The 23,994-nt window shown below is 73.3% G+C and carries 17 protein-coding genes and 1 pseudogene; 8 read left to right on the top strand and 10 right to left on the bottom strand.

The genetic code is table 11. The features are described 5' to 3' along the window. Positions 1-46: 46 nt before the first annotated feature. Positions 47-3,004, bottom strand: coding sequence for an SCO1167/SCO6262 family helicase (locus ABTZ54_RS19505; protein WP_351664737.1), 2,958 nt, complete (start codon positions 3,002-3,004; stop codon positions 47-49). A 190-nt stretch (positions 3,005-3,194) separates the two neighbouring features. On the opposite strand from ABTZ54_RS19505, the gene ABTZ54_RS19500 reads away from it, so the two are divergent. Continuing rightward, positions 3,195-3,530, top strand: coding sequence for a hypothetical protein (locus tag ABTZ54_RS19500; protein WP_351664735.1), 336 nt, complete (start codon positions 3,195-3,197; stop codon positions 3,528-3,530). 116 nt (positions 3,531-3,646) lie between these two features. After that, positions 3,647-3,916, top strand: a complete 270-nt coding sequence (locus ABTZ54_RS19495; RefSeq protein WP_351664733.1) for a DUF6343 family protein — start codon at positions 3,647-3,649, stop codon at positions 3,914-3,916. 30 nt (positions 3,917-3,946) lie between these two features. Here the strand turns inward: ABTZ54_RS19495 and ABTZ54_RS19490 are convergent, their stop codons facing one another. The 4 genes from ABTZ54_RS19490 to rpsA form a co-directional block, all read right to left on the bottom strand. Continuing rightward, entirely contained in the window at positions 3,947-4,318 is a 372-nt protein-coding gene (locus ABTZ54_RS19490; protein ID WP_351664731.1) for a tetratricopeptide repeat protein, read from the bottom strand. A gap of 168 nt (positions 4,319-4,486) precedes the next feature. After that, positions 4,487-5,092, bottom strand: coding sequence for a dephospho-CoA kinase (coaE, locus tag ABTZ54_RS19485; RefSeq protein ID WP_351664729.1), 606 nt, complete (start codon positions 5,090-5,092; stop codon positions 4,487-4,489). A gap of 31 nt (positions 5,093-5,123) precedes the next feature. Beyond that, positions 5,124-6,062 (bottom strand): PAC2 family protein, encoded by a 939-nt coding sequence (locus ABTZ54_RS19480; protein WP_351664727.1) that lies wholly within the window; start codon positions 6,060-6,062, stop codon positions 5,124-5,126. 144 nt (positions 6,063-6,206) lie between these two features. Next, on the bottom strand, positions 6,207-7,715 hold the full coding sequence (rpsA, locus tag ABTZ54_RS19475; RefSeq protein ID WP_315890802.1) for a 30S ribosomal protein S1: 1,509 nt from the start codon (positions 7,713-7,715) through the stop codon (positions 6,207-6,209). A 347-nt stretch (positions 7,716-8,062) separates the two neighbouring features. On the opposite strand from rpsA, the gene ABTZ54_RS19470 reads away from it, so the two are divergent. Continuing rightward, positions 8,063-8,896, top strand: coding sequence for a class I SAM-dependent methyltransferase (locus ABTZ54_RS19470; protein ID WP_351664724.1), 834 nt, complete (start codon positions 8,063-8,065; stop codon positions 8,894-8,896). Positions 8,897-9,015: 119 nt separating this feature from the next. After that, positions 9,016-11,577, top strand: a complete 2,562-nt coding sequence (gene hrpB / locus ABTZ54_RS19465) for an ATP-dependent helicase HrpB (RefSeq protein ID WP_351664722.1) — start codon at positions 9,016-9,018, stop codon at positions 11,575-11,577. On the opposite strand, the gene pgfA is transcribed toward hrpB, so the two are convergent. From pgfA to ABTZ54_RS19450, 3 genes are all read right to left on the bottom strand, one after another. Further along, on the bottom strand, positions 11,561-12,610 hold the full coding sequence (pgfA, locus tag ABTZ54_RS19460; RefSeq protein ID WP_351664720.1) for a cell envelope lipid trafficking protein PgfA: 1,050 nt from the start codon (positions 12,608-12,610) through the stop codon (positions 11,561-11,563). The genes hrpB and pgfA overlap by 17 nt on opposite strands. A 10-nt stretch (positions 12,611-12,620) precedes the next feature. After that, positions 12,621-12,761, bottom strand: coding sequence for an SPW_0924 family protein (locus ABTZ54_RS19455; RefSeq protein WP_351664719.1), 141 nt, complete (start codon positions 12,759-12,761; stop codon positions 12,621-12,623). A 155-nt stretch (positions 12,762-12,916) separates the two neighbouring features. After that, complete coding sequence (locus tag ABTZ54_RS19450) at positions 12,917-14,656, bottom strand: lytic transglycosylase domain-containing protein (protein ID WP_351664717.1); 1,740 nt, start codon at positions 14,654-14,656, stop codon at positions 12,917-12,919. A gap of 193 nt (positions 14,657-14,849) precedes the next feature. Here ABTZ54_RS19450 and ABTZ54_RS19445 point away from each other — a divergent pair, with 193 nt between their 5' ends. Then, entirely contained in the window at positions 14,850-15,836 is a 987-nt protein-coding gene (locus ABTZ54_RS19445) for a DUF4184 family protein (protein ID WP_351664715.1), read from the top strand. 64 nt (positions 15,837-15,900) lie between these two features. Here ABTZ54_RS19445 and ABTZ54_RS19440 read toward each other — a convergent pair. Both ABTZ54_RS19440 and polA read right to left on the bottom strand, forming a co-directional pair. Further along, positions 15,901-16,329: pseudogene (locus ABTZ54_RS19440) on the bottom strand (serine hydrolase); the annotation flags it as partial. A gap of 523 nt (positions 16,330-16,852) precedes the next feature. Further along, positions 16,853-19,573 carry a DNA polymerase I gene (gene polA / locus ABTZ54_RS19435; protein ID WP_351664713.1) on the bottom strand — a complete coding sequence of 907 codons (2,721 nt, stop codon included), beginning with the start codon at positions 19,571-19,573 and terminating at the stop codon, positions 16,853-16,855. A gap of 152 nt (positions 19,574-19,725) precedes the next feature. Between polA and ABTZ54_RS19430 the strand changes: the two genes are divergently transcribed. The 3 genes from ABTZ54_RS19430 to ABTZ54_RS19420 all read left to right on the top strand — a co-directional run bounded on the left by ABTZ54_RS19430 (position 19,726) and on the right by ABTZ54_RS19420 (position 23,885). Next, positions 19,726-22,008: an FdhF/YdeP family oxidoreductase gene (locus ABTZ54_RS19430; protein ID WP_351664711.1), complete on the top strand. Its 2,283-nt coding sequence runs from the start codon at positions 19,726-19,728 to the stop codon at positions 22,006-22,008. Positions 22,009-22,356: 348 nt separating this feature from the next. After that, positions 22,357-23,298, top strand: a complete 942-nt coding sequence (locus ABTZ54_RS19425) for a hypothetical protein (protein ID WP_351664709.1) — start codon at positions 22,357-22,359, stop codon at positions 23,296-23,298. 83 nt (positions 23,299-23,381) lie between these two features. Further along, positions 23,382-23,885: a PaaI family thioesterase gene (locus ABTZ54_RS19420; RefSeq protein WP_351664707.1), complete on the top strand. Its 504-nt coding sequence runs from the start codon at positions 23,382-23,384 to the stop codon at positions 23,883-23,885. The last annotated feature ends 109 nt before the right edge of the window (positions 23,886-23,994 follow it).

Here is a 23,994-nt window from a genome sequence, read left to right as displayed (position 1 = left end):
GCGGCGCCCGCGCGGGGGCGGCCCGGGAAGCGGGGGTCGTCGGGGGTCAGGACGGCCTCCTCAGGGACACCAGGTCGGCGAGCTCGCGGTCGGTCAGTTCGGTGAGGGCGGCCTCGCCGGTGCCGAGGACGGCGTCGGCGAGGGCCCGCTTGGCGCGCAGCATCTCGGCGATGCTGTCCTCGACGGTGCCTTCGGCGATCAGGCGGTGGACCTGGACCGGCTGGGTCTGCCCGATGCGGTAGGCGCGGTCGGTGGCCTGTTCCTCGACGGCCGGGTTCCACCAGCGGTCGTAGTGCACGACGTGGCCGGCCCGGGTGAGGTTGAGCCCCGTACCGGCGGCCTTGAGGGAGAGCAGGAAGACGGGGACCTCGCCTGCCTGGAAGCGGTCCACCATCCGCTCGCGCTCGGGGACGGGTGTGCCGCCGTGCAGCAGTTGGGCGCCGATGCCCCGGGAGGCGAGGTGGTCGGAGAGGAGCCGGGCCATCGACACGTACTGGGTGAAGACGAGCACCGAACCGTCTTCAGCGAGGATCGTGTCGAGGAGCTCGTCGAGGAGGGCCAGCTTCCCGGAGCGTCCGGCGAGGCGCACCGCCCCGGCTCCGGCCGAGGCGCGGGATCCGCCTGCTCCGGGGCCCTGCGGGGAGCGTTCCTTGAGGTACTGGGCGGGGTGGTTGCAGATCTGCTTGAGCGAGGTCAGCAGCTTCATGATCAGCCCGCGCCTGGCCATGCCCTCGGCCGCCTCGATCTGCGCCATGGTCTCGCGGACCACCGCCTCGTAGAGCGAGGCCTGCTCCCGGGTGAGGGCGACGGGGTGGTCGGACTCGGTCTTGGGCGGCAGCTCGGGGGCGATGCCTGGGTCGGACTTGCGCCGGCGCAGCAGGAAGGGCCGGACGAGCCGGGCGAGGCGCTCGACCGCCTCCTCGTTGTCGATCTCCTCGTTGTTCTCCACCGCGCGGGCGTGGCGGGAGCGGAAGGCCTTGAGGGGGCCGAGGAGACCGGGCGTGGTCCAGTCGAGGAGCGCCCACAGCTCGGAGAGGTTGTTCTCCACGGGGGTGCCGGTGAGGGCGACCCGGGCGGGTGAGGGGATCGTGCGGAGCGCCTTGGCCGTCGCCGAGAAGGGGTTCTTGACGTGCTGGGCCTCGTCGGCGACGACCATGCCCCACTCCTGCTCGGCGAGCTGGGCGGCGCTGGTGCGCAGGGTGCCGTACGTGGTGAGGACGAAGCCGCCGTCGTGTCCGCCGAGGGCGCGGTCGGCGCCGTGGAAGCGGCGTACGGGCACGCCGGGGGCGAAGCGCCGGATCTCCCGCTGCCAGTTGCCCAGGAGGGAGGCCGGGCAGACGACGAGGGTGGGGGCGGGGCGGGCGCGGCGCAGGTGGAGGGCGATGAGGGTGACGGTCTTGCCGAGGCCCATGTCGTCGGCGAGGCAGCCGCCGAGGCCGAGGGAGGTCATCAGGTCGAGCCAGGCCAGGCCGCGCAGCTGGTAGTCGCGGAGGGTGGCGTCGAGGCCGGGCGGCGGGGGGATGTCCTCGGGTCCCGCGAGGAGCCGGTCGCGCAGGACGGCGAGGGCGCCGACGGGGACGGCGGGGACGGTCTCGCCGTCCACCTCGGCGGTGCCGCCGAGGGCGACGGCGAGCGCGTCGACCGGCTCCAGGAGTCCGAGCTCGCGCTTGCGGGCCTTGCGGACGAGGTCGGGGTCGACGACCACCCACTGGTCGCGCAGCCTGACGACCGGGCGGTGGGCCTCGGCGAGGGCGTCCATCTCGCGGTCGGTGAGGGGGTCGCCGTCGAGGGCGAGCTGCCAGTTGAAGCGGAGCAGCTCCTCGCTGTCGAAGAAGGTGGTGCCGTCGGTGGCGGAGCCCGGTGCGGTGCGGGCCGGGCGGACGACGGCGGAGGCGCTGAGCGAGCGGGCGAGGTCGCGGGGCCAGTGGACGACGACCCCGGCGTCGGCGAGGCGTGGGGCGGCGGGGCCGAGGAGCTCGTACAGCTCGTCCTCGGTGATCGCGAGGACGTCGGGCACGTCCCGTTCGAGGAGGCGGCCGAGCGGCGGCCAGACGCGGGCGGCGCGGCGCAGGGCGAGCACGGCGTCGACCCGGGCGCGGGGGCCGAAGTGCTCGTCGCCGTCGCCCGCCCACAGGGCTGCGGCGTCGATGACGAGGGTGGGGTCGGCGAGGCTGTGCACCTGGAGCAGCACGGCGGCGGCCTGCCGCTCCGCTCCCTCGCCGGGCTCCCCGGAGATGTCGAACAGCTCGTACTTCGACAGGTCGAGCCGGAGGGAGACGCGGACGCCGGCGTCCATGCCGGAGGCGGCCTCGGCGGCCCAGGTCCGCGCGCGGGGCAGGTGGACGGGCTCCCGCGCGGCGAACGGCGCGCCGACGGCGTGCGGCGCGGCGGGGGTACGGGGCAGGGTGTCGGCGACCGCGTCGAGGAAGGCCCGCAGCAGGGCCTCCGGCTCGGGCAGACTCAGCGGGGCGCCGCGGCGCCCGGACAGGGGCGTGGCGTGGCCCTCGTACGGCATGGCGGCGGCGATGGCCCTCAGGTGCGCGATGTCCTCGGCGTCGAGCGGTCCGGCCCGCCAGGCGTCGTGGTCGTCGGCGGTGAGTCCGGGCAGCAGCCGTCCCCGGGCGACCAGGTGCAGGGCGTGCAGGGCGGCGGCGCCCCAGCAGGCGGTGGCGGGGTGCGCGGCCGGATGGTGCCGTGCGGCGGCCAGCAGGGGCAGGGCGTCGGCGACGGGCAGGAACAGGGCGGGCACCGTCCGGCTCCGCGCCCCCGCCCCGTGGCGGCGTACGACGGTCAGCTCGCCCCTGGTGGCGGAGGCGGGCGCGCCGACAGCCTGGGCGGGCCCCCGGGCCGGGGTCGGGGTGGGAGCCGGGGCCGGGGTCGGGTCGAGCGGCGCCGGGTCCGGCAGGGGGGCGCCCTCCGGGGACCAGAAGGCGACCCTGCCCTCGCGGGGCAGCGCGGCGGGCAGGAAGACGGCCGCGTGGCAGCCGAGCGGGGTCTGTGTCACGGCGCTCCTCACCTCCCGTTCCGCGACGGAATTCCGACTGGACCTCCGACCATACGGGTGGGGTCTGACAACGGGCCGTTCCGGCGCATCGCCCGTGCGGCCCAACAGAACATGCCGTACCCGCCCGGAGGGGGCAGGGTGGCCAGGAACACGCTTCCGCCGCCCGTCCCCGACAGACGAGGATTCCGCCATGTCCCTTCGCCGGCGTCTCACCACCGCCACCGGGGCCGCCCTGCTCGCCCTCGCCGTCACGGGCTGCTCGGGCCTCGGCCGCACCATGGTCGGCACGCTCACGTACGAGACCGGGCACCGGTTCGTGGTGACGGTGACCAGCCCCTTGGTGACGGGCTGCCACCGGCTGGGGCCGTCGGGCGCCACGAAGGTCGAGAACAACACGCTGGTGGACATCCAGCTGTACCGGACCCTGGACTGCAAGGGCAAGAACTCCATCTACGTGGCGACCAGCAGCGGCGACGAGATCGCGCGCGGCAGCCTGCCGTGGCGCAGCTACAGCGTCATCCACTGATTCCGGGAGGCCGGGCCCGGCCGGGTGCCTTCTCCTCGGGGGTGCTTTCGGATCGCCTGTCGTGGGTGGATCCTGGAAGTGCCCTCGGGGGATTCCCGTCGGGAGATGTCGGCATCATGCGTACGGGCAGCGAACCGGTGACCGCGCGCAGCGCGCTGCGGCTGCGGCTCTGGCTGAGTCTGTGGGGGCTGCTGTGGGCGGCCTTCGGCACCACGGTCTTCTCTCTGCTCGACCGGCCCGGGTGGGCTGCGGCCTGCGGAGTGCTGTTCGTGGTGACCGTCGTCGACCTGACCATGGTCGTGCGCCATCTGCGGCAGGGCCCGCACTGGCAGCCGGGCCGGGACGTCCCCCCGTACGAGCCCGACCGCGGCGGGCGCGGACGCTGACGCCCTCCGGGCCGGGCTGCGGCGGGGGCCTCAGTCGGCTGCCGTGCCGAACCGGGCCGCCTCCAGATACTCCGGCTTCGGGTCGAGCGCGGCGGCGAGCCGGAAGTGGCGGGTGGCCTGGTCGGGGCGGCCGGAGCGCTGGAAGGTGCGGGCGAGCGCGAAGTGCGCGAACGCGTTGTCCGGCTCGCGCTCCAGGACCAGCTCGAACTCCAGCTCCGCCGGTCGCAGTTGGGCGGCGGCGAAGAAGGCGCGGGCCCGCAGCAGCCGGGCCGCGGTGTTCTCGGGGTGGGCGGCGATCACCGAGTCGAGCAGCTTGACGGCGCCACGCGGATCCCGCGCGGCCAGCAACTGCTCGGCGGCACGGAAGTCGATGACATGGGTCTCCGGGTTCCTCTCGGCCACAGTGGCGTCCTTTCCTCGCTCCGGCGGTTCAACAAGCGGGCACGGCGGCCGTATTCCACGAAACCCGGCGTGCGGAAACCCCCGCGCGGGTCATCTCTACCCAGCGCGGGGCCTGTTGCGAACCGCCCGCGCCCCCGACGTTCCCCGGGGTGCGGCGTGCCGGCTCCCCTACGGGTGCCCGGCGGCGCGCTCCCTGAGCGTCTCCCAGACCTTGCGCACCTGGGGCTCCAGCGCCTCCAGCGGACCGTCGTTGTCGATGAGGAGGTCCGCCACGGCCCGCCGCTGCGCGCGGGTGGCCTGCGCCGCCATCCGGGCCTCGGCCTCGGCCTCGGTCATGCCGCGCAGCCGTACGAGCCGGTCGAGCTGGGTCTCCGGGGCGGCGTCCACGACGACGACCAGGTCGTACAGGGGCGCGAGGCCGTTCTCGGTGAGCAGCGGTACGTCGTGGACGACGACGTCGCCCGTGGTGGCCCGGCCCTCCAGCTCGGCCGAGCGGGCGCCGACCAGCGGATGGACGATCGCGTTGAGGGCGGCCAGGCGCTCGGGGTCGCCGAAGACGATCGAGCCAAGGCGGGGCCGGTCGAGGGTCCCCTCCGGGGTGAGGATCCCGGGGCCGAACTCCGCCACGACGGCGGCGAGCCCGGGCGTGCCGGGCTCCACAACCTCCCGGGCGATCCGGTCGGCGTCGATCAGCACCGCTCCGTACGACACGAGAAGCCGTGACACTTCGCTCTTGCCGGCGCCGATGCCGCCAGTCAGGCCCACTTTCAGCATGAGCGGCAGCTTAGATCCCACCGCCCCGCCGTCAGGAGTCGCCCTCCCGTTCGGCGAGGAAGCGCTCGAACTCGCGGCCCAGTTCGTCCGCGGAGGGCAGGTCGACGGGCTCGGCGACCAGGCTGCCGCGGGTCTCGGCGCCGGCCATCGCGTCGTACTGGTGCTCAAGGCCCTGGACGAGCGCGACCAGTTCGTCGTCGCCCTCGCCGATCTGGCGCTCGATCTCGGTCTGGGTGCGGCGCGCCTCGGTGCGCAGGGAGTGCGCGACGCCGGGCAGGACGAGCCCGGTGGCCGCGGTGACGGCTTCGAGGGCGGTCAGGGCCGCGTCGGGGTACGGGGAGCGGGCGACGTAGTGCGGGACGTGGGCCGCGACGCCGAGGGTGTCGTGGCCGGACTCCGTAAGGCGGTACTCGACGAGGGACTCCGCGCTGCCGGGGACCTGGGCCTCGTCGAAGGGGCTGCGGTGGCCCGGCATGAGGTCGGTGCGGCTGCCGTGCGGGGTGAGGCCGACGGGGCGGGTGTGCGGGACGCCCATGGGGATGCCGTGGAAGTTGACGGCAAGGCGCACGCCGAGGCGCTCGACGATCTGACGCACGGCGGCGGCGAACCGCTCCCACTCGACGTCCGGTTCGGGTCCGGAGAGCACGAGGAAGGGGGCGCCGGTGGCGTCCTGGACGAGCCGGACCTCGATCGCGGGCGTCTCGTAGGCCGTCCAGCGGTCGCGCCGGAAGGTCAGCAGGGGCCGGCGGGCGCGGTAGTCCACGAGCCGGTCGTGGTCGAAGCGGGCGACCAGCTGGTGCGGGAGGGTGTCGAGCAGGCCCTCGATGATCTGCTCACCGGTCTCGCCCGCGTCGATGTAGCCGTCGAAGTGGTAGAGCATGACCAGTCCGGCCGACTCCTGGGCCAGGGCCACGTCGACCACGGCCAGCCCCTTCTGGTCCCATTCGTACAAATCCTGGGGATCAAGCACGATTTCCGCTCCTCCTCGCGTCCTTCCTGGACAACGCCGCCCGTCGCGGCGCCATTCCCCACGTCCGGGAAAAAGACCGAGGCCCGCTCCCCCGAAGGGGAGCGGGCCTCGACGCTAGCTACTGGAGCTCAGCGGTGAGCTGGTTCAGCTCTGGCCGCCGGCCAGCTTCTCGCGCAGGGCAGCCAGGGCCTCGTCCGACGCCAGGGCGCCGGAGTTGTCGTCCGACTCCGAGGAGTACGAACCACCGGAGACGCCCGCCGGGGCACCGGCCGGAGCGGCGGCGCCACCCTCGGCAGCGGCGGCCTCGTCGGCCTCGCGGGACTTGATGACCTGAGCCTGGTGCTGCTCGAAGCGCTGCTGCGCCTCGGCGTACTGGGTCTCCCAGGCCTCGCGCTGGGTCTCGTAGCCCTCGAGCCAGTCGTTGGTCTCGGGGTCGAAGCCCTCGGGGTAGATGTAGTTGCCCTGGTCGTCGTAGGACGCGGCCATGCCGTACAGGGTCGGGTCGAACTCGACCGAGGCCGGGTCGGCACCGAAGGACTCGTTGGCCTGCTTCAGCGAGAGGCTGATGCGACGACGCTCGAGGTCGATGTCGATGACCTTGACGAAGATCTCGTCGTTGACCTGGACGACCTGCTCCGGGATCTCCACGTGGCGCTCGGCCAGCTCGGAGATGTGGACCAGACCCTCGATGCCCTCGTCCACGCGGACGAACGCACCGAACGGAACCAGCTTGGTGACCTTGCCGGGAACGACCTGGCCGATCTGGTGCGTCCGGGCGAACTGCTGCCACGGGTCCTCCTGCGTCGCCTTCAGCGACAGGGAGACACGCTCGCGGTCCATGTCCACGTCGAGAACCTCGACGGTGACCTCCTGGCCGACCTCGACAACCTCGGACGGGTGGTCGATGTGCTTCCAGGACAGCTCGGAGACGTGCACGAGACCGTCGACGCCACCCAGGTCCACGAAGGCACCGAAGTTGACGATCGAGGACACGACGCCGGAGCGGACCTGACCCTTCTGGAGGGTCGTGAGGAAGGTCTGGCGGACCTCGGACTGGGTCTGCTCGAGCCAGGCGCGGCGGGACAGGACCACGTTGTTGCGGTTCTTGTCCAGCTCGATGATCTTCGCCTCGAGCTCCTTGCCCACGTAGGGCTGGAGGTCGCGGACGCGACGCATCTCGACCAGGGAGGCCGGGAGGAAGCCGCGGAGGCCGATGTCGAGGATGAGACCACCCTTGACGACCTCGATGACGGTACCGGTGACGATCCCGTCCTCTTCCTTGATCTTCTCGATGGTGCCCCAGGCGCGCTCGTACTGGGCACGCTTCTTCGAGAGGATCAGGCGGCCTTCCTTGTCCTCCTTCTGGAGAACCAGGGCCTCGATCTCGTCGCCGACCTTGACGACCTCGTTCGGGTCGACGTCGTGCTTGATCGAGAGCTCGCGGCTCGGGATGACACCTTCGGTCTTGTAACCGATGTCGAGCAGGACCTCGTCCCGGTCGACCTTCACGATGACGCCGTCGACGATGTCGCCGTCGTTGAAGTACTTGATCGTCTCGTCGATCGCGGCGAGGAAGGCTTCCTCGTTACCGATGTCGTTGACCGCAACCTGCGGGGTGGTGCTGGTGGCGGTGGTCTCGGTGCTGCTCGTCATGTGGGAAAGGGCTCCGGTTACGGACAGAAAGTCGTAGGTACTGCTACGCCGAAAGCCCGTATCGCAGCTGATGAAGCCGGCCAGCCAAGGAGGCGCGTGACCCGCGGACGGGTCGCACCTCGAAAAGCGAGGGGACATACAACAGATGCGAGCGCGACCTGCTCCGTCTGAGGCGCGCAGGCTCGCAACGCAACCTTTAGCATACGGGGGCGGCCGGACAGGGTCAATGCGCGAAGCGCTCACCCGGGGCGAATCGCCGCAAACCCGGCACAACTCATGTCGGCCCAGGCCATCCTGGCCGGGGTGCCGCGCCGCGACACTGAGCGCAAACTACATCGACGGGCGAGATGAACCAAGAGTACGGACAGGAAGACGGCACCGAGGAAGAGCCGGAGGCCACCCGGCGCGAGACGGGGGACGCGGAGAGCAGTCGGGCGAGCCGGGGCTGGTGGGACCGGAACGCCGACGAGTACCAGAGCGAGCACGGGGCGTTCCTCGGGGACGACCGGTTCGTCTGGGGTCCCGAGGGCCTCGACGAGGAGGACGCGGGGCTGCTTGGCCCGGCGGGCTCGCTGAAGGGTCTCGACGTCCTGGAGATCGGCGCGGGCGCGGCGCAGTGCTCGCGCTGGCTGGCGGCGCGGGGGGCCCGGCCGGTGGCCCTGGACCTCTCGCACCGGCAGTTGCAGCACGCGCTGCGGATCGGCGAGGAGGTGCCGCTGGTGGAGGCGGACGCGGGGGCGCTGCCGTTCCGCGACGGCTCCTTCGACCTGGCGTGCTCGGCGTACGGGGCGGTGCCGTTCGTGGCCGATCCGGTACGGGTCTTCCGCGAGGTCCGGCGGGTGCTGCGGCCGGGCGGCCGGTGGGTCTTCTCGGTGACCCACCCGATCCGCTGGGCGTTCCCGGACGAGCCGGGGCCCGAGGGCCTGTCGGTCGCGGCCTCCTACTTCGACCGGACGCCGTACGTGGAGCAGGACGAGCGGGGGCGCGCGGTCTACGTCGAGCACCACCGGACGATCGGCGACCGGGTGCGGGACGTGGTGGCCGGCGGTTTCCGCCTGGTGGACCTGGTGGAGCCGGAGTGGCCGTCCTGGAACGACCAGGAGTGGGGTGGCTGGTCCCCGCTGCGGGGGAACCTGATCCCGGGGACGGCGATCTTCGTCTGCGAGCGCGCGGAGGACTGACCGACGAGGGGCCCCGGCCCTGACCGGCCGGGCGGGCCCCACCCGCAATAGTCCTATTAATGGGTGGGGCCTGTGGACAACCGAGCACGCGGGTCGGCACGGCGTACGAGACTGACTGCGTGATCCGAAACGACGCACTCGACCTGCTCCCCGTCCGCCACGCCGTCCCCGAGCTGCTGACCGCGCTCGAGGACCGGGGTGTCGCGGTCCTGTACGCCCCGCCCGGGACCGGCAAGACCACGCTGGTCCCGCTGGCCCTCGCGGGGCTCATAGGGGACGGGCCCCGGCGGCGGGTGCTGGTGGCCGAGCCGCGCCGGATGGCGGTGCGGGCGGCCGCCCGGCGGATGGCCTGGCTGCTGGGCGCGGAGGTCGGCGGGTCGGTCGGCTTCTCCGTGCGCGGCGAGCGCCGGACCGGGCCCGCGACCCGGGTCGAGGTGGTGACCACGGGCGTCCTGCTCCAGCGGCTCCAGCGTGATCCGGAGCTGGGCGGGGTGGACGTGGTGCTGCTCGACGAGTGCCACGAGCGGCATCTGGACGCGGACACGGCGATGGCGTTCCTGGTGGACGTGCGGGCGACGCTGCGGCCGGAGCTGAAGCTGATCGCCGCGTCGGCGACGAGCGACGCGAAGGCGTGGGCGGATCTGCTGACCGTGCTGGACGGCGGCGGACCGGCGCCGATCGTGTGGGGCAAGGGCGAGGGACACGGCCATGTGGTCCGCTTCGCCGCCCCGCCCGCCGGTATCCGGCCGGCGCACGGCACCTGGGTGGACCCGGCGCTGCTGCGGCACGTGGCGGCGACCGTGCGGGGCGCGCTGGAGCGGCACGAGGGGGACGTGCTCTGCTTCCTGCCGGGCACGGGGGAGATCGCGCGGACGGCGGGGCTGCTCGCCGACCTGGACGCGGAGGTGCTCCAGCTGCACGGCCGCGCGCCCGCAGCGGTGCAGGACTCGGTGCTGCGGGGGGCCGAGCCGGGCGGGCGGCGCCGGGTGGTGCTGGCGACCTCGGTGGCGGAGTCGAGCCTCACGGTGCCGGGCGTGCGGATCGTGGTGGACGCGGGGCTCGCGCGGGAGCCGCGGATGGACCACGCGCGGGGGCTGGGTTCCCTGGCGACGGTGCCGGTGTCGGTCGCGGCGGCGACCCAGCGGGCCGGCCGGTCCGGGCGGGAGGCCTTCGGGGTGGTCTACCGCTGCTGGGCGGAGGCGGAGGACGGGGCGCGGGCGCGGTTCCCCTCCCCCGAGATCAGGATCTCGGACCTGGCGGACTTCGCGCTACGCACGGCCTGCTGGGGTGACCCGACGGCCGCCGGGCTCGCGCTGCTGGACGCCCCGCCGGCGGGGGCGATGGGGGCGGCCCGGGCGGTCCTGACGGCGATCGGTGCCGTGGACGGGGAGGGCCGGGCCACGGAGCGGGGTGTGCGGATGTCGCGGCTCGGTCTGCATCCGCGGCTGGGGCGGGCCCTGCTGGACGGTGCCCAGGAGGTGGGCGCGCGGCGGGCGGCGGAGGTGGTGGCCCTGCTGAGCGAGGAGCCGCCCCGGGAGTACGGGGACGATCTGGCGGCGGCCTGGCGTGCGGCGCGCAAGGGCGGCGACGGGTACGCGGCCCGTTGGAAGGCCGAGGTGCGGCGTCTGGAGCGCTCGGCCGGCGAGGAGGCGGACGGACGGGCGGGGGCCGTGTCGGGGGCGGCGGGCGAGGACGCGGCGGCGGGCCTCGTGACCGCCCTGGCGTTCCCCGAGCGGGTGGCCAGGGCCCGGGAGCAGGGCGGGTATCTGATGGTGTCGGGCACGGGGGCCCGGCTCGCGGAGGGCTCGGGGCTGCGGTCCAGTGCCTGGCTGGCGGTGGCGGTGGCGGACCGGACGGCGCAGAGCGCGACGGCCCGGGTGCGGCTGGCCGCCGTGGTGGACGAGGAGGTGGCCCGGGGCGCCGCCGGGCATCTGCTCACGGCGGGCGAGGAGGTCCACTGGGAGGACGGGGACGTGGTGGCCCGTTCGGTCGAGCGGCTCGGGGCGGTGGAGCTGACGGTCCGCCCGCTGCGGGACGGCGCCGATCCCTCGCTGGTGCGGGCGGCGCTGCTCGACGGGCTGGCCCGGGAGGGTCTGTCGCTGCTGCGGTGGAGCCAGGGGGCGACGGAGCTGCGGAGCAGACTGGCCTTTCTGCGGCGGGAGTTGGGCGAGCCGTGGCCGGACGTGTCGGAGGAGGCTCTCCTGGCGCGGGCGGACGAGTGGCTGGAGCCCGAGCTGTCGCGGGCGCGGCGGCGGGTGGATCTGGGGCGGATCGAGGCCGGCCAGGGGCTCCAGCGGCTGCTGCCGTGGGCGTCGGGCGAGGCGGGGCGGCTGGACGAGCTGGCGCCGGAGCGGATCGAGGTGCCGAGCGGTTCGCGGATCCGGGTGGAGTACGGCGGGGAGCGGCCGGTGCTGGCGGTGAAGCTCCAGGAGATGTTCGGGCTGGCCGAGACGCCGCGGGTGGCGGGGGTCCCGGTCCAGGTGCATCTGCTGTCCCCGGCGGGGCGGCCCGCGGCGGTGACCGCGGACCTGGCCTCCTTCTGGCGGGAGGGCTACCGCTCGGTGCGGGCGGAGCTGCGGGGCCGCTATCCGAAGCACCCGTGGCCGGAGGACCCCTCGACGGCGGAGCCCACCCGGCACACGAGCGCGCGGCAGCGACGGGAGGTCAGACCGGAGCGGTGAAGGGGCCGGGGCCAGGGTCGGGGCCGGGGCCGGGCGCCGGGTCGGGGCTGGGGCCGGGCGCCGGGTCGGGACTGGGCCGGTCCTGTGGGCCGGGGCGCCGGGAGCGGGCTTCGAGCCAGAGGGAGAGGGCGAGCAGGAGGAGGGCGAGGACGGTGAAGGACCAGGGGAGGTAGGAGACGACCATCAGCACGGCCAGGCGGTTGGACTTGACCAGTTCGCCGACGCTCTCGATGTAGTCCTCGCGCATCTTCACATGGCCCGCGAAGACGGTGATGGTGTCCTGGCCCATCAGGGCCTTGGCGTTGCGGAGCTCCTCCTTGTGGATCTCCTCGCCGTTGACGGGGGCGCCGGTGACGGGGTCGACCCAGAACATGCGCCGGGTGGTGTACCAGCGGGTGAGGCCGGTCTTGGCGAGGACGTCGGGGGTGATGCCCTTGATGGGCATCGACTTGGGCATGGGCACCCGTGTCCAGGGGATGGTCTGCTCGAAGTAGTAGACCTCCATGCCGCGGAAGGTGCGGGTGCCCTTGTAGTGGATGGGGGCGGAGGTGCGGGCCTGGGCGTCGAAGTACTGGTAGTCCCGCTTCTCGACGAGGAAGGGCCACTTGAACTCGATGCCCGCGCGCCGGACCGGGTCGCCGTCGACCATCTCGCCGGTGGCGTTGACGGGGTCCTGGGTGTGGGCGTCGAAGATGTAGCGCTCGGGGATCTTGGAGACCATCTTGCCGTCGGGTCCCGCGACGTAGGAGAGGGAGTCCCAGACGACGACGTCGCGTCCGGCGTCGCGCTCGATCCGCCGCGACTCCTCCACGTTGCCCTTGAGGGTCTGGATGATCGTGATCTTGTCGACCTTCTCGGCCTTGAAGGTCGTGTAGTTGAGCAGGGTCGCGGGCTTCGCCTCCAGGACGGTCACCTGGTACTGGTTCGACGGGATCTTCACCACGCGGGGGAAGACGTACCAGCGCAGGGTGGGTGCCATGGCGGCGAAGAAGACGGCGAAGGCGAGCAGGACGAGGCTGGCTCGGCGGCGCATGGTCGCTCCCCTACTTCTCGGGGCCGGGATCGGCGGTCAGCAGGGGTCTGGGTGAGGTGGGCCCGTCCGGCGGCACGTCGACCAGGGCGAAGAGGAGGACGATCAGGAGGACCGGGACCAGTCCGATGGCGGCGGCTACTAGGGCGCGCATGGTCGGCCTCCCGGCGCTCGATCTGATGGGTCGTCAGGGCTGGGGCACCGTAGCAACGCGACCGCGAGATGAGAACACGTCGCACGCAGAACGACGGACGCCGCCCCCGTGTCCGGCGGGGACACGGGGGCGGCGCGGCGGAGCCGGGGCGGGCGTCAGGAGGTCGGCGTGGCCTCCGGCGCGCCCGAGGACTGCGACGCGGAGGGCGTCGGGGTCGGGGTCGGCGTGGGGGTCGGCTCGGGGGCCGGGTCGGTGACCTTCAGCTCGATGGTCAGCGTGCCGCCGCCGGGCGCGGTCAGGCGCAGCAGGAAGGTGCCGGCCTTCCCGTCCGCGTAGATCTTCGGCAGGGTGAGCACCCCGTCGGCGTTCGTCTTCAGGCCCGTGAGGGTGTGGAGGGCGGTGCCGTCCGCGTCCTTGAAGTAGGGCCCCTCGGTGGCGGTCTGCGGGTTGTCCGCCGAGGTGATGAAGGTGGCGGTGAGGGCCACGCCGGAGGCGAGGGCCCCGCCGTCGGTGGCCTTGACCTGCACCTGGTCGGCGAACTCGGCGCCGGTGGTGGCCGAGAGCTCCTTGGCGTCGAGCCGGGTGAGGGTGTCGGCGCCCCGCTCGGTGACGGTCGCGGAGAACGAGACGGTGCCCAGGGTCCGGCCGACGACCGCGGCGCCGACGGTGAAGCCGCCGGTCCGCTCGCCCGCCCTGAGGTTCGGGGCGAAGGCCTTGCCGTTGCTCGCGGTGGTCACGGTGATCTCGCGGGCGCCGAGGCCGAAGCGGGCGTCGGTGTCACCGGTGATCCGGAAGCGCACCGGGACGCCGGCGACCGGCTTGCCCGAGGCGTCCAGCGCCACGACCCCGGGGTGGGCGGCGAAGGCGCCGCCCACGGTGGCGGTCAGGGTGCCGGTGGAGGCGTCCTGGATCCGCGCCACCTTGGCCGCCGGAACGGTGGGCGGCGTGGTCGGCTTCGTCGGGGCGGGCTTCGTCGGAGTCGGCTTCGGCGTGACCGGCTTCGGGGTGACCGGCGTCTTCGGCGGCGGGGTGTTCCGGCCGGGCGTGGTGACGCGGTCGTCGCTGCGGCCGCCGGGCAGGACACCGGTGCCGTCGGGCACCTGGTGGGTGCCGCGCTTGTAGTACTCGAACCAGGAGAGGACCGTGTTCAGGTACTCCCGCGAGCGGTTGTAGCTGAGGACGGCCTTGTCCAGGTCGGCCTTGACCGAGAGGTTGCGGTCGTTGGCGCAGAGGTACATGCCCGCGGCCTGGGCGGCGTCGTAGATGTTGTTGGGGTCCTTCTTCCCGTCGCCGTTGGCGTCCTGGCCCCAGGTGGCCCAGGTGGACGGGATGAACTGCATCGGGCCTATCGCGCGGTCGTGCTTGGCGTCGCCGTCGTAGAGGCCGTTGTCGGTGTCCGAGATGTTGGCGAAGCCGACACCGTTGAGGACCGGGCCGAGGATCGGCGAGGTGGTGGTGCCGTTGGCGTCGACCTTGCCGCCGCGCGCCTGCCCGGACTCGACCTTGCCGATGCCCGCGAGCAGCTGCCAGGGCAGGTTGCAGCCGGGGTCCGTCGACCGGATCGACTCCTCGGCGCGCTTGTAGGCGGCGAGGACGGACGCGGGTATGCCGGCCTCGGCGGGGCCGGTGATGACCGGCAGATTGGTGGGAGCGCCGGGCTTGTTCGGGGTGTTCAGCGGCGGCAGGTCCGTGTAGTACGGCGAGTTGCCGGAGGCGGAGCCGTCCGGGGGCGTCGCCGTGTCCTCGGCGCCGGCCGGCAGATCACCGCTCGCGTTGTCCGCGGGCGGGGGTGCCAGGTCCGGTGCCTGCGAGGCGGCCAGCGCCGCTACCGCCGCGGCCACCACCGCACCGCTGGTGGCTCCCCTGCGCAGCCGACGCCCCAAGTGCGATGCCATACGTGTGGTCCCTCCCCGTTCACCGCGTTCGCGCTCCCCGCGCGAGATCTGACCACGTGACCCTATGCCAACTACCGTCGCGGCGGCACCGGGGCCTGACCGTGTTTCACGGTTTCGTCACCACTTGGCCGTCCACGCTTCCGCCACCGGCCGCTCTTGCATACTGGGCCGGACACCATACGAGGGGATCCCGGTGCCGTTCACACTCAGCCATGCCGCAGCCGTCCTGCCGGGCATCCGGAGCGACGGCAGGGCGCGCGGACCCCTGGTGGCCTCGGCGCTCGTCGCGGGCTCCTTCTCCCCCGACCTGACGTACTTCGCGGCCACCGCCGTACCCGGCGCGATGGAGTTCGGAAGCGTCACCCACTCCCCCCTCGGGGTCGTCACCGTCGACGTCCTGATCACGGCGGCGCTGGTGGCGCTGTGGCTGATGATGCGTGAGCCGCTGGTGGGGCTGCTGCCGCGCCGGTGGAGCGGCCGGGTGTACGGCTTCGTCCGGGGCCGCCCGTGGCGGGAGCGGCGGCCGGCCGGGCTCGCCCTCTGGTTCGTCCTGTCGGCGGTGCTCGGGGCGACGACCCATGTGGTCTGGGACGCGTTCACCCACCTCGACCGGTGGGGCACCCGGCTGATCCCGTTCCTGGGCGAGATCGTCGGCGGGTTCCCGGTCTATCTGTACGCGCAGTACGGGGGTTCGGCGCTGGCCCTGGGGCTGCTCGGCTGGTTCACCGTACGGGCGCTGCGCGCGACCCCGGCCGGGGCGGAGCCGCCCGCCGGGGTCCCGGTCCTCGACCGGCGCGGGCGGCTCCTCGCGGCCACGGTGATCGGGGCGTGCGTGCTGGTCGCCACGGCCCATCGCGTGGTGCGCTTCTACGCGTACTGGGGCCGGGTCGACAAGCCCCTCGACATCATCCCGACGCTCTGCTTCGGGGCGGGTTCGGGGCTGGCGCTCGGTCTGGTGCTGTACGGGGCGGGGATGCGGCTGCGCCGGCCCACCCGGCCGGAGCCGGTCCCGGAAGCTCCCCCTGAGACCCGCCCGGAAGCCAGGCCGCGGCCCCGCCCGGAAGCAGGCCCGGAGCTCGGCCCGGAAGCAGGCCCGGAGCCCCGCCCGGAAGCGGATCCGGACGGCCCTGCCCGCGCGCCGGGTCGTGCTCCGGAGCACTCCCGTCCGGGATCTCGCTGATCCCCTCGTCCGGGGTGAAGCCGCGGTCGGCCGCCGTCCCGCCGCCGAGCCGGCGGTGGACGGCGAGGGCGACACCCTCCAGGGTGCGCACTCCGTACTTCATGCTCTCGTTGTCGTGGCTCAGCAGGGCGAGCCGGTAGTCGATACCGGTGCCTCGGACGAGGCCGACGCTGTGCACCCGCCAGCCGTGGGTGGCACGGGGCAGCCAACCGTTCTTGAGATGGACCTTGGCCCCCTTCGGGACGCCCGCCCCGATGCCCCAGGCCTGGCTGTGGACCACCTGGCCCATCAGGGCGAGGGCCGCGGGGCGCCGGGCGACGGCGGCCAGCAGGGCGAGCTGGTCGCGGGCGGTGGTGCGGGTGAGCCCCCAGTACTGGTCGTGGCCCAGGACGGTGTCGGTGGCCCCGGCCTCACGCAGCACCCGGTTCATCCGCGCCCGGGAAAGACCCCACCACAGCTCGGTCGCGGCGTCGTTGTCGGAGCGGGTGATCATCGCCGTGAGCCGCCGGGACTCCAGGCTGGTGGGCGCGCGGCCGAGTTCCTCGGCCCGGCCGAGCACCGCCTCCATGATCAGCACCTTCGCGACGCTGGCGGAGTCGTACGCGCGGAGCTCCGAGAGCCGGCAGCGCAGTCCGCGCTTCGGGTCGTGGACGGCGACGGAGACGGTCGAGTCACGGCCCTTGAGCGCGGCGCGGATGTCCTGGGACAGCCGGGCGGCGAGGGCGGGGTCGCTGGGCGAGGTGCACAGGTCGGTGGCGACGGCGGCCGCCCCGGTCGGGGCGGCGGTGGCCGCGAGCCCGCCGAGGAGGGCCCCGACGAGGGCCCAGGCCGGCAGGCGGGGGCGGCGGCTCATGATCACGGGCATGCCCCCAGTCTCGGGACCCGCGCCCGCCCGGCACCCCGTCGCTGGTCCACCTGGCCCAAGACCGACCGATCCGTGCGCCCGGCTCCGTACGCCCGGCGTCCTCCCAGGGGACGGACCGGGCGGCGGCGCACCGCCGCCCGGTCCCAGGGCGTCAGTGCGCCGCCGAGTCCCAGTCCGGGCCGACGCCGACCGAGACGTCCAGCGGGGCGCGGAGGTCGACGGCCTGGGACATCCGCTCGCGGACCAGGGCCTCGACCCGGTCGCGCTCGCCCGGGGCGAGCTCCAGGACGATTTCGTCGTGGACCTGGAGGAGCATCCGGGACGCGAGGCCGGCCTCGGTGAGGGCGCGGTCCACGTCGAGCATGGCGACCTTCACGATGTCCGCCGCGGTGCCCTGGATCGGGGCGTTCAGCGCCATCCGCTCGGCGGCCTCGCGGCGCTGGCGGTTGTCGCTGTTGAGGTCCGGGAGGTACCGGCGACGGCCCAGCATCGTCTCCGTGTAGCCCGTGGCGCGGGCCTCGTCGACGACCCGGCGCAGATAGTCGCGGACCCCGCCGAACCGCTCGAAGTAGGTGTCCATCAGGCCGCGCGCCTCGGCCGGGTCGATGCCCAGCTGCTGGGAGAGGCCGAAGGCGGACAGGCCGTAGGCCAGACCGTACGACATGGCCTTGATCTTGCGGCGCATCTCCGCGTCGACGGCGGACCGCTCGACGCCGAAGACCTGCGAGGCGACCGTGGTGTGCAGGTCCTCGCCGGAGGCGAAGGCCTCCAGCAGGCCCTCGTCCTCGGAGAGGTGGGCCATCACGCGCAGCTCGATCTGGCTGTAGTCGGCGGTCATCAGGGCCTCGAAGCCCTCGCCGACCACGAAGCCGTGCCGGATGGCGCGGCCCTCGTCGGTGCGCACCGGCACGTTCTGCAGGTTGGGGTCGGTGGAGGAGAGGCGGCCGGTGGCGGCGACGGTCTGGCTGAAGGTGGTGTGGATCCGGCCGTCGGCCGCGACGGTCTTGATCAGGCCCTCGACGGTCGAGCGCAGCCGGGCCTGCTCGCGGTGCCTGAGCATGATCACCGGGAGCTCGTGCTCGGTCTGCCCGGCCAGCCAGGCGAGGGCGTCGGCGTCCGTGGTGTAGCCGGTCTTGGTCTTCTTCGTCTTGGGCAGGTTGAGCTCGCCGAAGAAGACCTCCTGGAGCTGCTTGGGCGAGCCGAGGTTGAACTCGTGGCCGACGGAGGCGTGCGCCTCCTTCACGGCCTGCTGCACGGCGCCCGCGAACTGCTGCTCCAGCGCCTCCAGGTGGTCCCGGTCGGCGGCGATGCCGTGCCGCTCCAGGCGGGCGAGGAGGATGGAGGTCGGCAGCTCGACCTCGTGCAGGAGCTCCCGGGCGCCGACCTCGGCGAGGCGCTCCTCGAAGGCGGTGCCGAGGTCGAGGACGGCACGGGCCTGGGTCATCAGGGCCTCGGCCTCGGCGGTGTCCTCGGCGCCGAAGGCGAGCTGCCCGTCGGCGGCGGCCGCGGGGGCGAGCTCGCGGCCCAGGTACTCGACGGAGAGCGCGTCCAGGGCGAAGGAGCGGCGGCCCGGCTTGACCAGGTAGGCGGCGAGCGCGGTGTCCATGGTGACGCCGGCGACGCTCCAGCCGTGCTCGGGGAAGACCCGCATGGCGCCCTTGGCGTTGTGCAGGACCTTGGGCCGCTCCGGGTCGGCGATCCAGTCGGCCCACGCGGTCTCGTCGGCCTCGTCGAGCTGGGACGGGTCGAACCAGGCGGCGGCGCCGTCACCCGCGGCGAGGGCGACCTCGGCGACGCTCCCGGTGCCGAGGGCCCAGCTGTCGACGGTGGCGACACCGAGCGGCCGGCCGCCGTGCTCGGCGAGCCAGCCGGCGAGCTCGCCGGAGCCGAGGACGGTGAAGTCGAGCTCGACGCCCGCGGCGGGGGCCGGGGCGGCCTCCTCGGCGGCACCGGGGTCGACGGCGAGGAGCCGCTCGCGCAGCGAGGGGTTGCGGATCTCCAGGGTGTCGAGGACCAGGGCGACGGCCGTGCGGTCGTACGGCTCGCGCGCGAGGTCCTGGACGCCCTTGGGCAGCTCGACGTCACGGACCATCTCGGTGAGGCGGCGGTTGAGCTTCACCGACTCCAGGTGGTCGCGGAAGTTCTGCCCGGCCTTGCCCTTGACCTCCTCGGCGCGCTCCACGAGCTCGGCGAAGGAACCGAACTGGTTGATCCACTTGGCGGCGGTCTTCTCGCCGACGCCGGGGATGCCGGGCAGGTTGTCCGAGGGGTCGCCGCGCAGGGCGGCGAAGTCCGGGTACTGGTTGGGGGTGAGTCCGTACTTCTCCTGGACCTTCTCCGGGGTGAAGCGGGTCAGCTCGGAGACGCCCTTGGTCGGGTAGAGCACGGTGGTGTGGTCGGTGACCAGCTGGAAGGAGTCCCGGTCGCCGGTGACGATCAGGACCTCGAAGCCGGCCGCCTCGGCCTGGGTGGCGAGGGTCGCGATGACGTCGTCCGCCTCGAAGCCCTCGACGGCGAAGCGCGGCGCGTGCATGGCGTCGAGGAGCTCGCCGATCAGCTCGACCTGCCCCTTGAACTCGTCGGGGGTCTTGGAGCGGTTCGCCTTGTACTCGGGGAACTCGTCCGAGCGCCAGGTCTTGCGGGACACGTCGAAGGCGACCGCGAAGTGCGTGGGCGCCTCGTCGCGGAGCGTGTTCGCGAGCATCGACGCGAATCCGTAGATCGCGTTGGTCGGCTGCCCCGTCGCGGTGGTGAAGTTCTCCGCGGGCAGCGCGAAGAACGCCCGGTACGCCAGGGAGTGCCCGTCCATGAGGAGCAGGCGCGGACGGTTCTCTTCGGTCATATCGGTCTTCTTCGCTGCTGTCTCGGCCACGGGACGATCCTGCCACGCGCCACCGACAATCCCGTCCACTCCACGGCCCCGCGACCGCCCTGGGCCGCTGTCGGTGCGGCGTGACAGGATCGGAGACGTACGCAGTTCTTCCCCGGTCCCCTCCGGGGCCCCACCGCTCAAGGGAGAGCGCGATGGTCAGCAAGCCGCCCGCCGGCGACCCGGTCCAGGACGCGCCGCAGGTCGCGGCGCCGCAGCACGCCGCGGCCGGGCTGCCGGCCATCGGTCACACGCTGCGGATCGCGCAGGCGCAGATGGGTGTGCGCCGCACCGCGCGGACCCTGCTCAAGGTCAACCAGAAGGACGGCTTCGACTGTCCGGGCTGCGCGTGGCCGGAGGGCGACAAGCGGCATGTCGCGGAGTTCTGCGAGAACGGGGCGAAGGCGGTCGCCGAGGAGGCGACGCTGCGCCGGGTGACCCCGGAGTTCTTCGCCGCGCACCCGGTGGCGGACCTGGCGACCCGCAGTGGCTACTGGCTGGGCCAGCAGGGCCGGATCACCGAGCCCATGTACCTGGCGGAGGGCGCCGAGCGGTACGAGGCGGTGTCCTGGGAGCGGGCCTTCGCGATCCTCGCGGAGGAGCTGACCGCGCTCTCCTCCCCCGACGAGGCGCTGTTCTACACCTCGGGGCGTACGAGCAACGAGGCCGCGTTCCTGCTCCAGCTCTTCGCCCGCGAGTTCGGCACCAACAATCTGCCGGACTGCTCCAACATGTGCCACGAGTCCTCGGGCTCGGCGCTCAACGAGACGATAGGGATCGGCAAGGGCAGCGTCTCCCTGGAGGACATGCACCAGGCGGACCTGATCATCGTCGCGGGGCAGAATCCGGGGACGAACCATCCGCGGATGCTGTCGGCCCTGGAGAAGGCGAAGGCCGGCGGCGCGCGGATCATCTCGGTGAACCCGCTGCCGGAGGCGGGCCTGGAGCGCTTCAAGAACCCGCAGACGCCGCAGGGCATGCTCAAGGGCGCCGCGCTCACGGACCTCTTCCTGCAGATCCGCATCGGCGGCGACCAGGCGCTGTTCCGGCTGCTCAACAAACTGGTCCTGGAGACCCCTGGCGCCGTCGACGAGGAGTTCGTCGCCGCGCACACCCATGGATACGAGGAGTTCGCCGCCGCCGCGCGGGACGCCGACTGGGACGAGACGCTGGCGGCGACCGGCCTGTCCCGGGCGGAGATCGAGCGGGCCCTGGAGATGGTGCTCGCGTCCGAGCGGACGATCGTCTGCTGGGCGATGGGCCTGACCCAGCACAAGCACGCGGTGCCGACCATCCGCGAGGTGGTCAACTTCCTGCTCCTGCGCGGCAACATCGGGCGCCCGGGCGCCGGGGTGTGCCCGGTGCGCGGCCACTCCAATGTGCAGGGCGACCGGACGATGGGCATCTTCGAGCGCCCCTCGGCCGCGTTCCTCGACGCGCTGGACAAGGAGTTCGGGATCGTCTCGCCGCGCCACCACGGCTTCGACGTGGTGCGCTCGATCGAGGCGCTGCGGGACGGCGAGGCGAAGGTGTTCTTCGCCATGGGCGGCAACTTCGTGGGCGCCACCCCGGACACCGACGTCACCGAGGCGGCGATGCGCAAGGCCCGTCTGACGGTGCACGTGTCGACGAAGCTGAACCGCTCGCACGCGGTGACCGGCACGCGCGCGCTGATCCTGCCGACGCTGGGGCGCACGGACAAGGACATACAGAAGAGCGGCAAGCAGGTCGTCACCGTCGAGGACTCGATGGGCCTGGTGCACGCCTCGCGCGGCAACCTGCCGCCGGCGGGCCCCCGGCTCCTCTCGGAGCCCGCGATCGTGGCCCGTCTGGCGCGGGCGGTGCTCGGCGAGGCGTCGGCGACGCAGTGGGAGGCGTTCGAGGCGGACTACGCGACGATCCGCGACCGCATCGCCCGCGTGATCCCCGGCTTCGAGGACTTCAACGCGCGCCTGGCGGCGAACCCGGGCGGTTTCACGCTGCCGCACGCGCCGCGCGACGAGCGGCGCTTCCCGACGGCGACCGGCAAGGCCAACTTCACGGCGGCGCCGGTGGAGTACCCGAAGGTGCCGGAGGGCCGGCTGCTCCTCCAGACGCTGCGCTCGCACGACCAGTACAACACCACGATCTACGGTCTCGACGACCGCTACCGCGGCATCAAGGGCGGCCGCCGGGTGGTCCTGGTGCACCCGGAGGACGCGGCGGCGCTGGGCTTCGCGGACGGGGCGTACACGGACCTGGTGAGCGAGTGGACGGACGGCAGCGAGCGCCGGGCACCCGGCTTCCGGGTCGTCCACTACCCGACCACGCGCGGCTGCGCGGCCGCGTACTACCCGGAGACCAACGTGCTGGTGCCGCTGGAGTCGACGGCGGACATCAGCAACACCCCGGCGAGCAAGTCCGTGATCGTACGGCTGGTCCCACCGGCGGGTGACTGACCGGTTCGATACGGCGCGGGGGGACCGGGGATCCCGTATCCTCCACTCCCGCGCCACGGCAGCCGGCCGCCGGCCGAGGACGCCACGGGGGCCCCGTTGTCCACGCCACCCACCGACGAACACCCGCCGGAGCGGCGCCCGCCCGCACCACTCCCGCCACCGCCGGCCGCCCCACCCCCGGCGCCCACTCCGGCACCGGCGGCGCCACCCGCTCCACCGGTCGTACCACCACCCCCGCCGCACCCGCCCACCGTCCCCGCCCCGCCCACTCCCCCGCCGACGGCTCCCGAGCCGCCCGGACCGTCCCTCGGCGCGCTCGCCCTGGAACGGATCGCGCCGGGAAGCCCGGTGCCGCCGACCCGGCGGGGCCGCGTCCGGGTGCTGCTCCGGGGTCTCGTGGTGATCGCGGCGGGCCTGCTGGCGACGACGCTGCTGACCCAGGCGGTCACCTACGTCTACGACACGGTGTTCGCCACCGACCGCGCCCGGGCCGAGGACGCCGCACAGGACCGACTGAACGACGAGAAGCCCCCGTTCACGGCAACGGCCGACACCGAGATCTCGGCGCTCGACGACGACGACTGGACGATCGTCCTCGACCGCACGCTCACCCCCGCCGAGCAGCGCTCCCTGATGGCACTGGACGTCGAGGCGAAGGACTACAGCCATGACGTCTGGCGCCTGCTCGGTCCGCTCGGGGCGCGGGTCATCGGCACCACCCCGCATCTGGACGAGGGACGGGACGGCGTCGTCTCGCCACGGGTCGGCCCCACGACCCGGTTCCGGCTGAACCTGTTCAGCGACCGCACCTCCCAGCTGTCGGTCACCGGCATGGAGGCGGTCGACGTGCGCTGCCGTCCCTCCACCGCCCGCTTCGTGCTGGAGCACCCCGCCCAGGGCGAGGCGAGCTATCCGGGCGTCCACTTCGATCTGCGCGGACCCGCCGCGACCCCGGTCATCACCGACGAGGGCGAGGACCAGGGACAGCGCTACTTCGACCGGCGGCGGATCGATCTCGGCGGGGGCAGCGAGCCGGGCGGTCTGCGGATCGCGGCCACGGTCGGCACCGAGACCTGCGACTGGGCGATCAAGGCCACGTACCGCGACGCGTCGGGGACGCGCGGCGAGGTCGTGATCCGCGACGGGAACAAGCCGTTCCGCGCGGAGGCGCCGCCGGCCGCACCCGATCAGCTGTTCCTGACGCAGTTCGCCCCGGTCCGGCTCACTCCGTGCCATGAGCCGGCGTACGCGGAGGACCATCTCTGCCGCCTCTTCCTTCGGGGTGCATGACACAATCACCCCTGCCTAAGCGTTTGCTCAGGCAGCTAGCGAAGACGCAGACCAGCCGTACGAAGACGAACGGAGCCGGACCCATGGGCGAGCAGCAGCACGTGAAGTTCCCGCAGGAGGTCATCGACGAGTACGCCTCGCTCGGCGTGGACCTGCCCGCGCTCTTCTCCGCCGGTCACCTCGGGAACCGGATGGGCGTGCAGATCCTGGAGGCCTCGGCCGACCGGGTCGTCGGGACCATGCCGGTGGAGGGCAACACCCAGCCGTACGGCCTGCTGCACGGCGGCGCCTCGGCGGTGCTGGCCGAGACGCTGGGCTCGATCGGCTCGATGCTGCACGGCGGGGTGTCCAGGATCGCCGTGGGCGTGGACCTGAACTGCACCCACCACCGCGGGGTGCGCAGCGGCCTGGTCACCGGCGTCGCGACGCCCGTGCACCGGGGCCGGTCCACCGCCACGTACGAGATCGTGATCACCGACGAGCAGGACAAGCGGGTCTGCTCGGCACGCCTGACCTGCATGCTCAAGGAGCTCGCCCCCAACGACGCGGGCAACCTGCCGGAGGCCGGCCGAGTCGCCGGCGCCTGACCACCACCCGGCCCCGGGGCGGAAGGCCGGGGCCGGAGTGGGGGTAGGGGGTGTCCGGACGTGGCGGCGCCCGTAACGAGCGCAGCGAAGTGAAGGTCGCAGTCCGGAC

Origin of the sequence: Streptomyces sp. NPDC094032, assembly GCF_040303965.1 — a bacterium.
GTDB lineage: Bacteria > Actinomycetota > Actinomycetes > Streptomycetales > Streptomycetaceae > Streptomyces.
The sequence above is the reverse complement of the archived record's forward strand: the minus strand, read 5'-3'. Positions and strand labels throughout refer to the sequence as shown.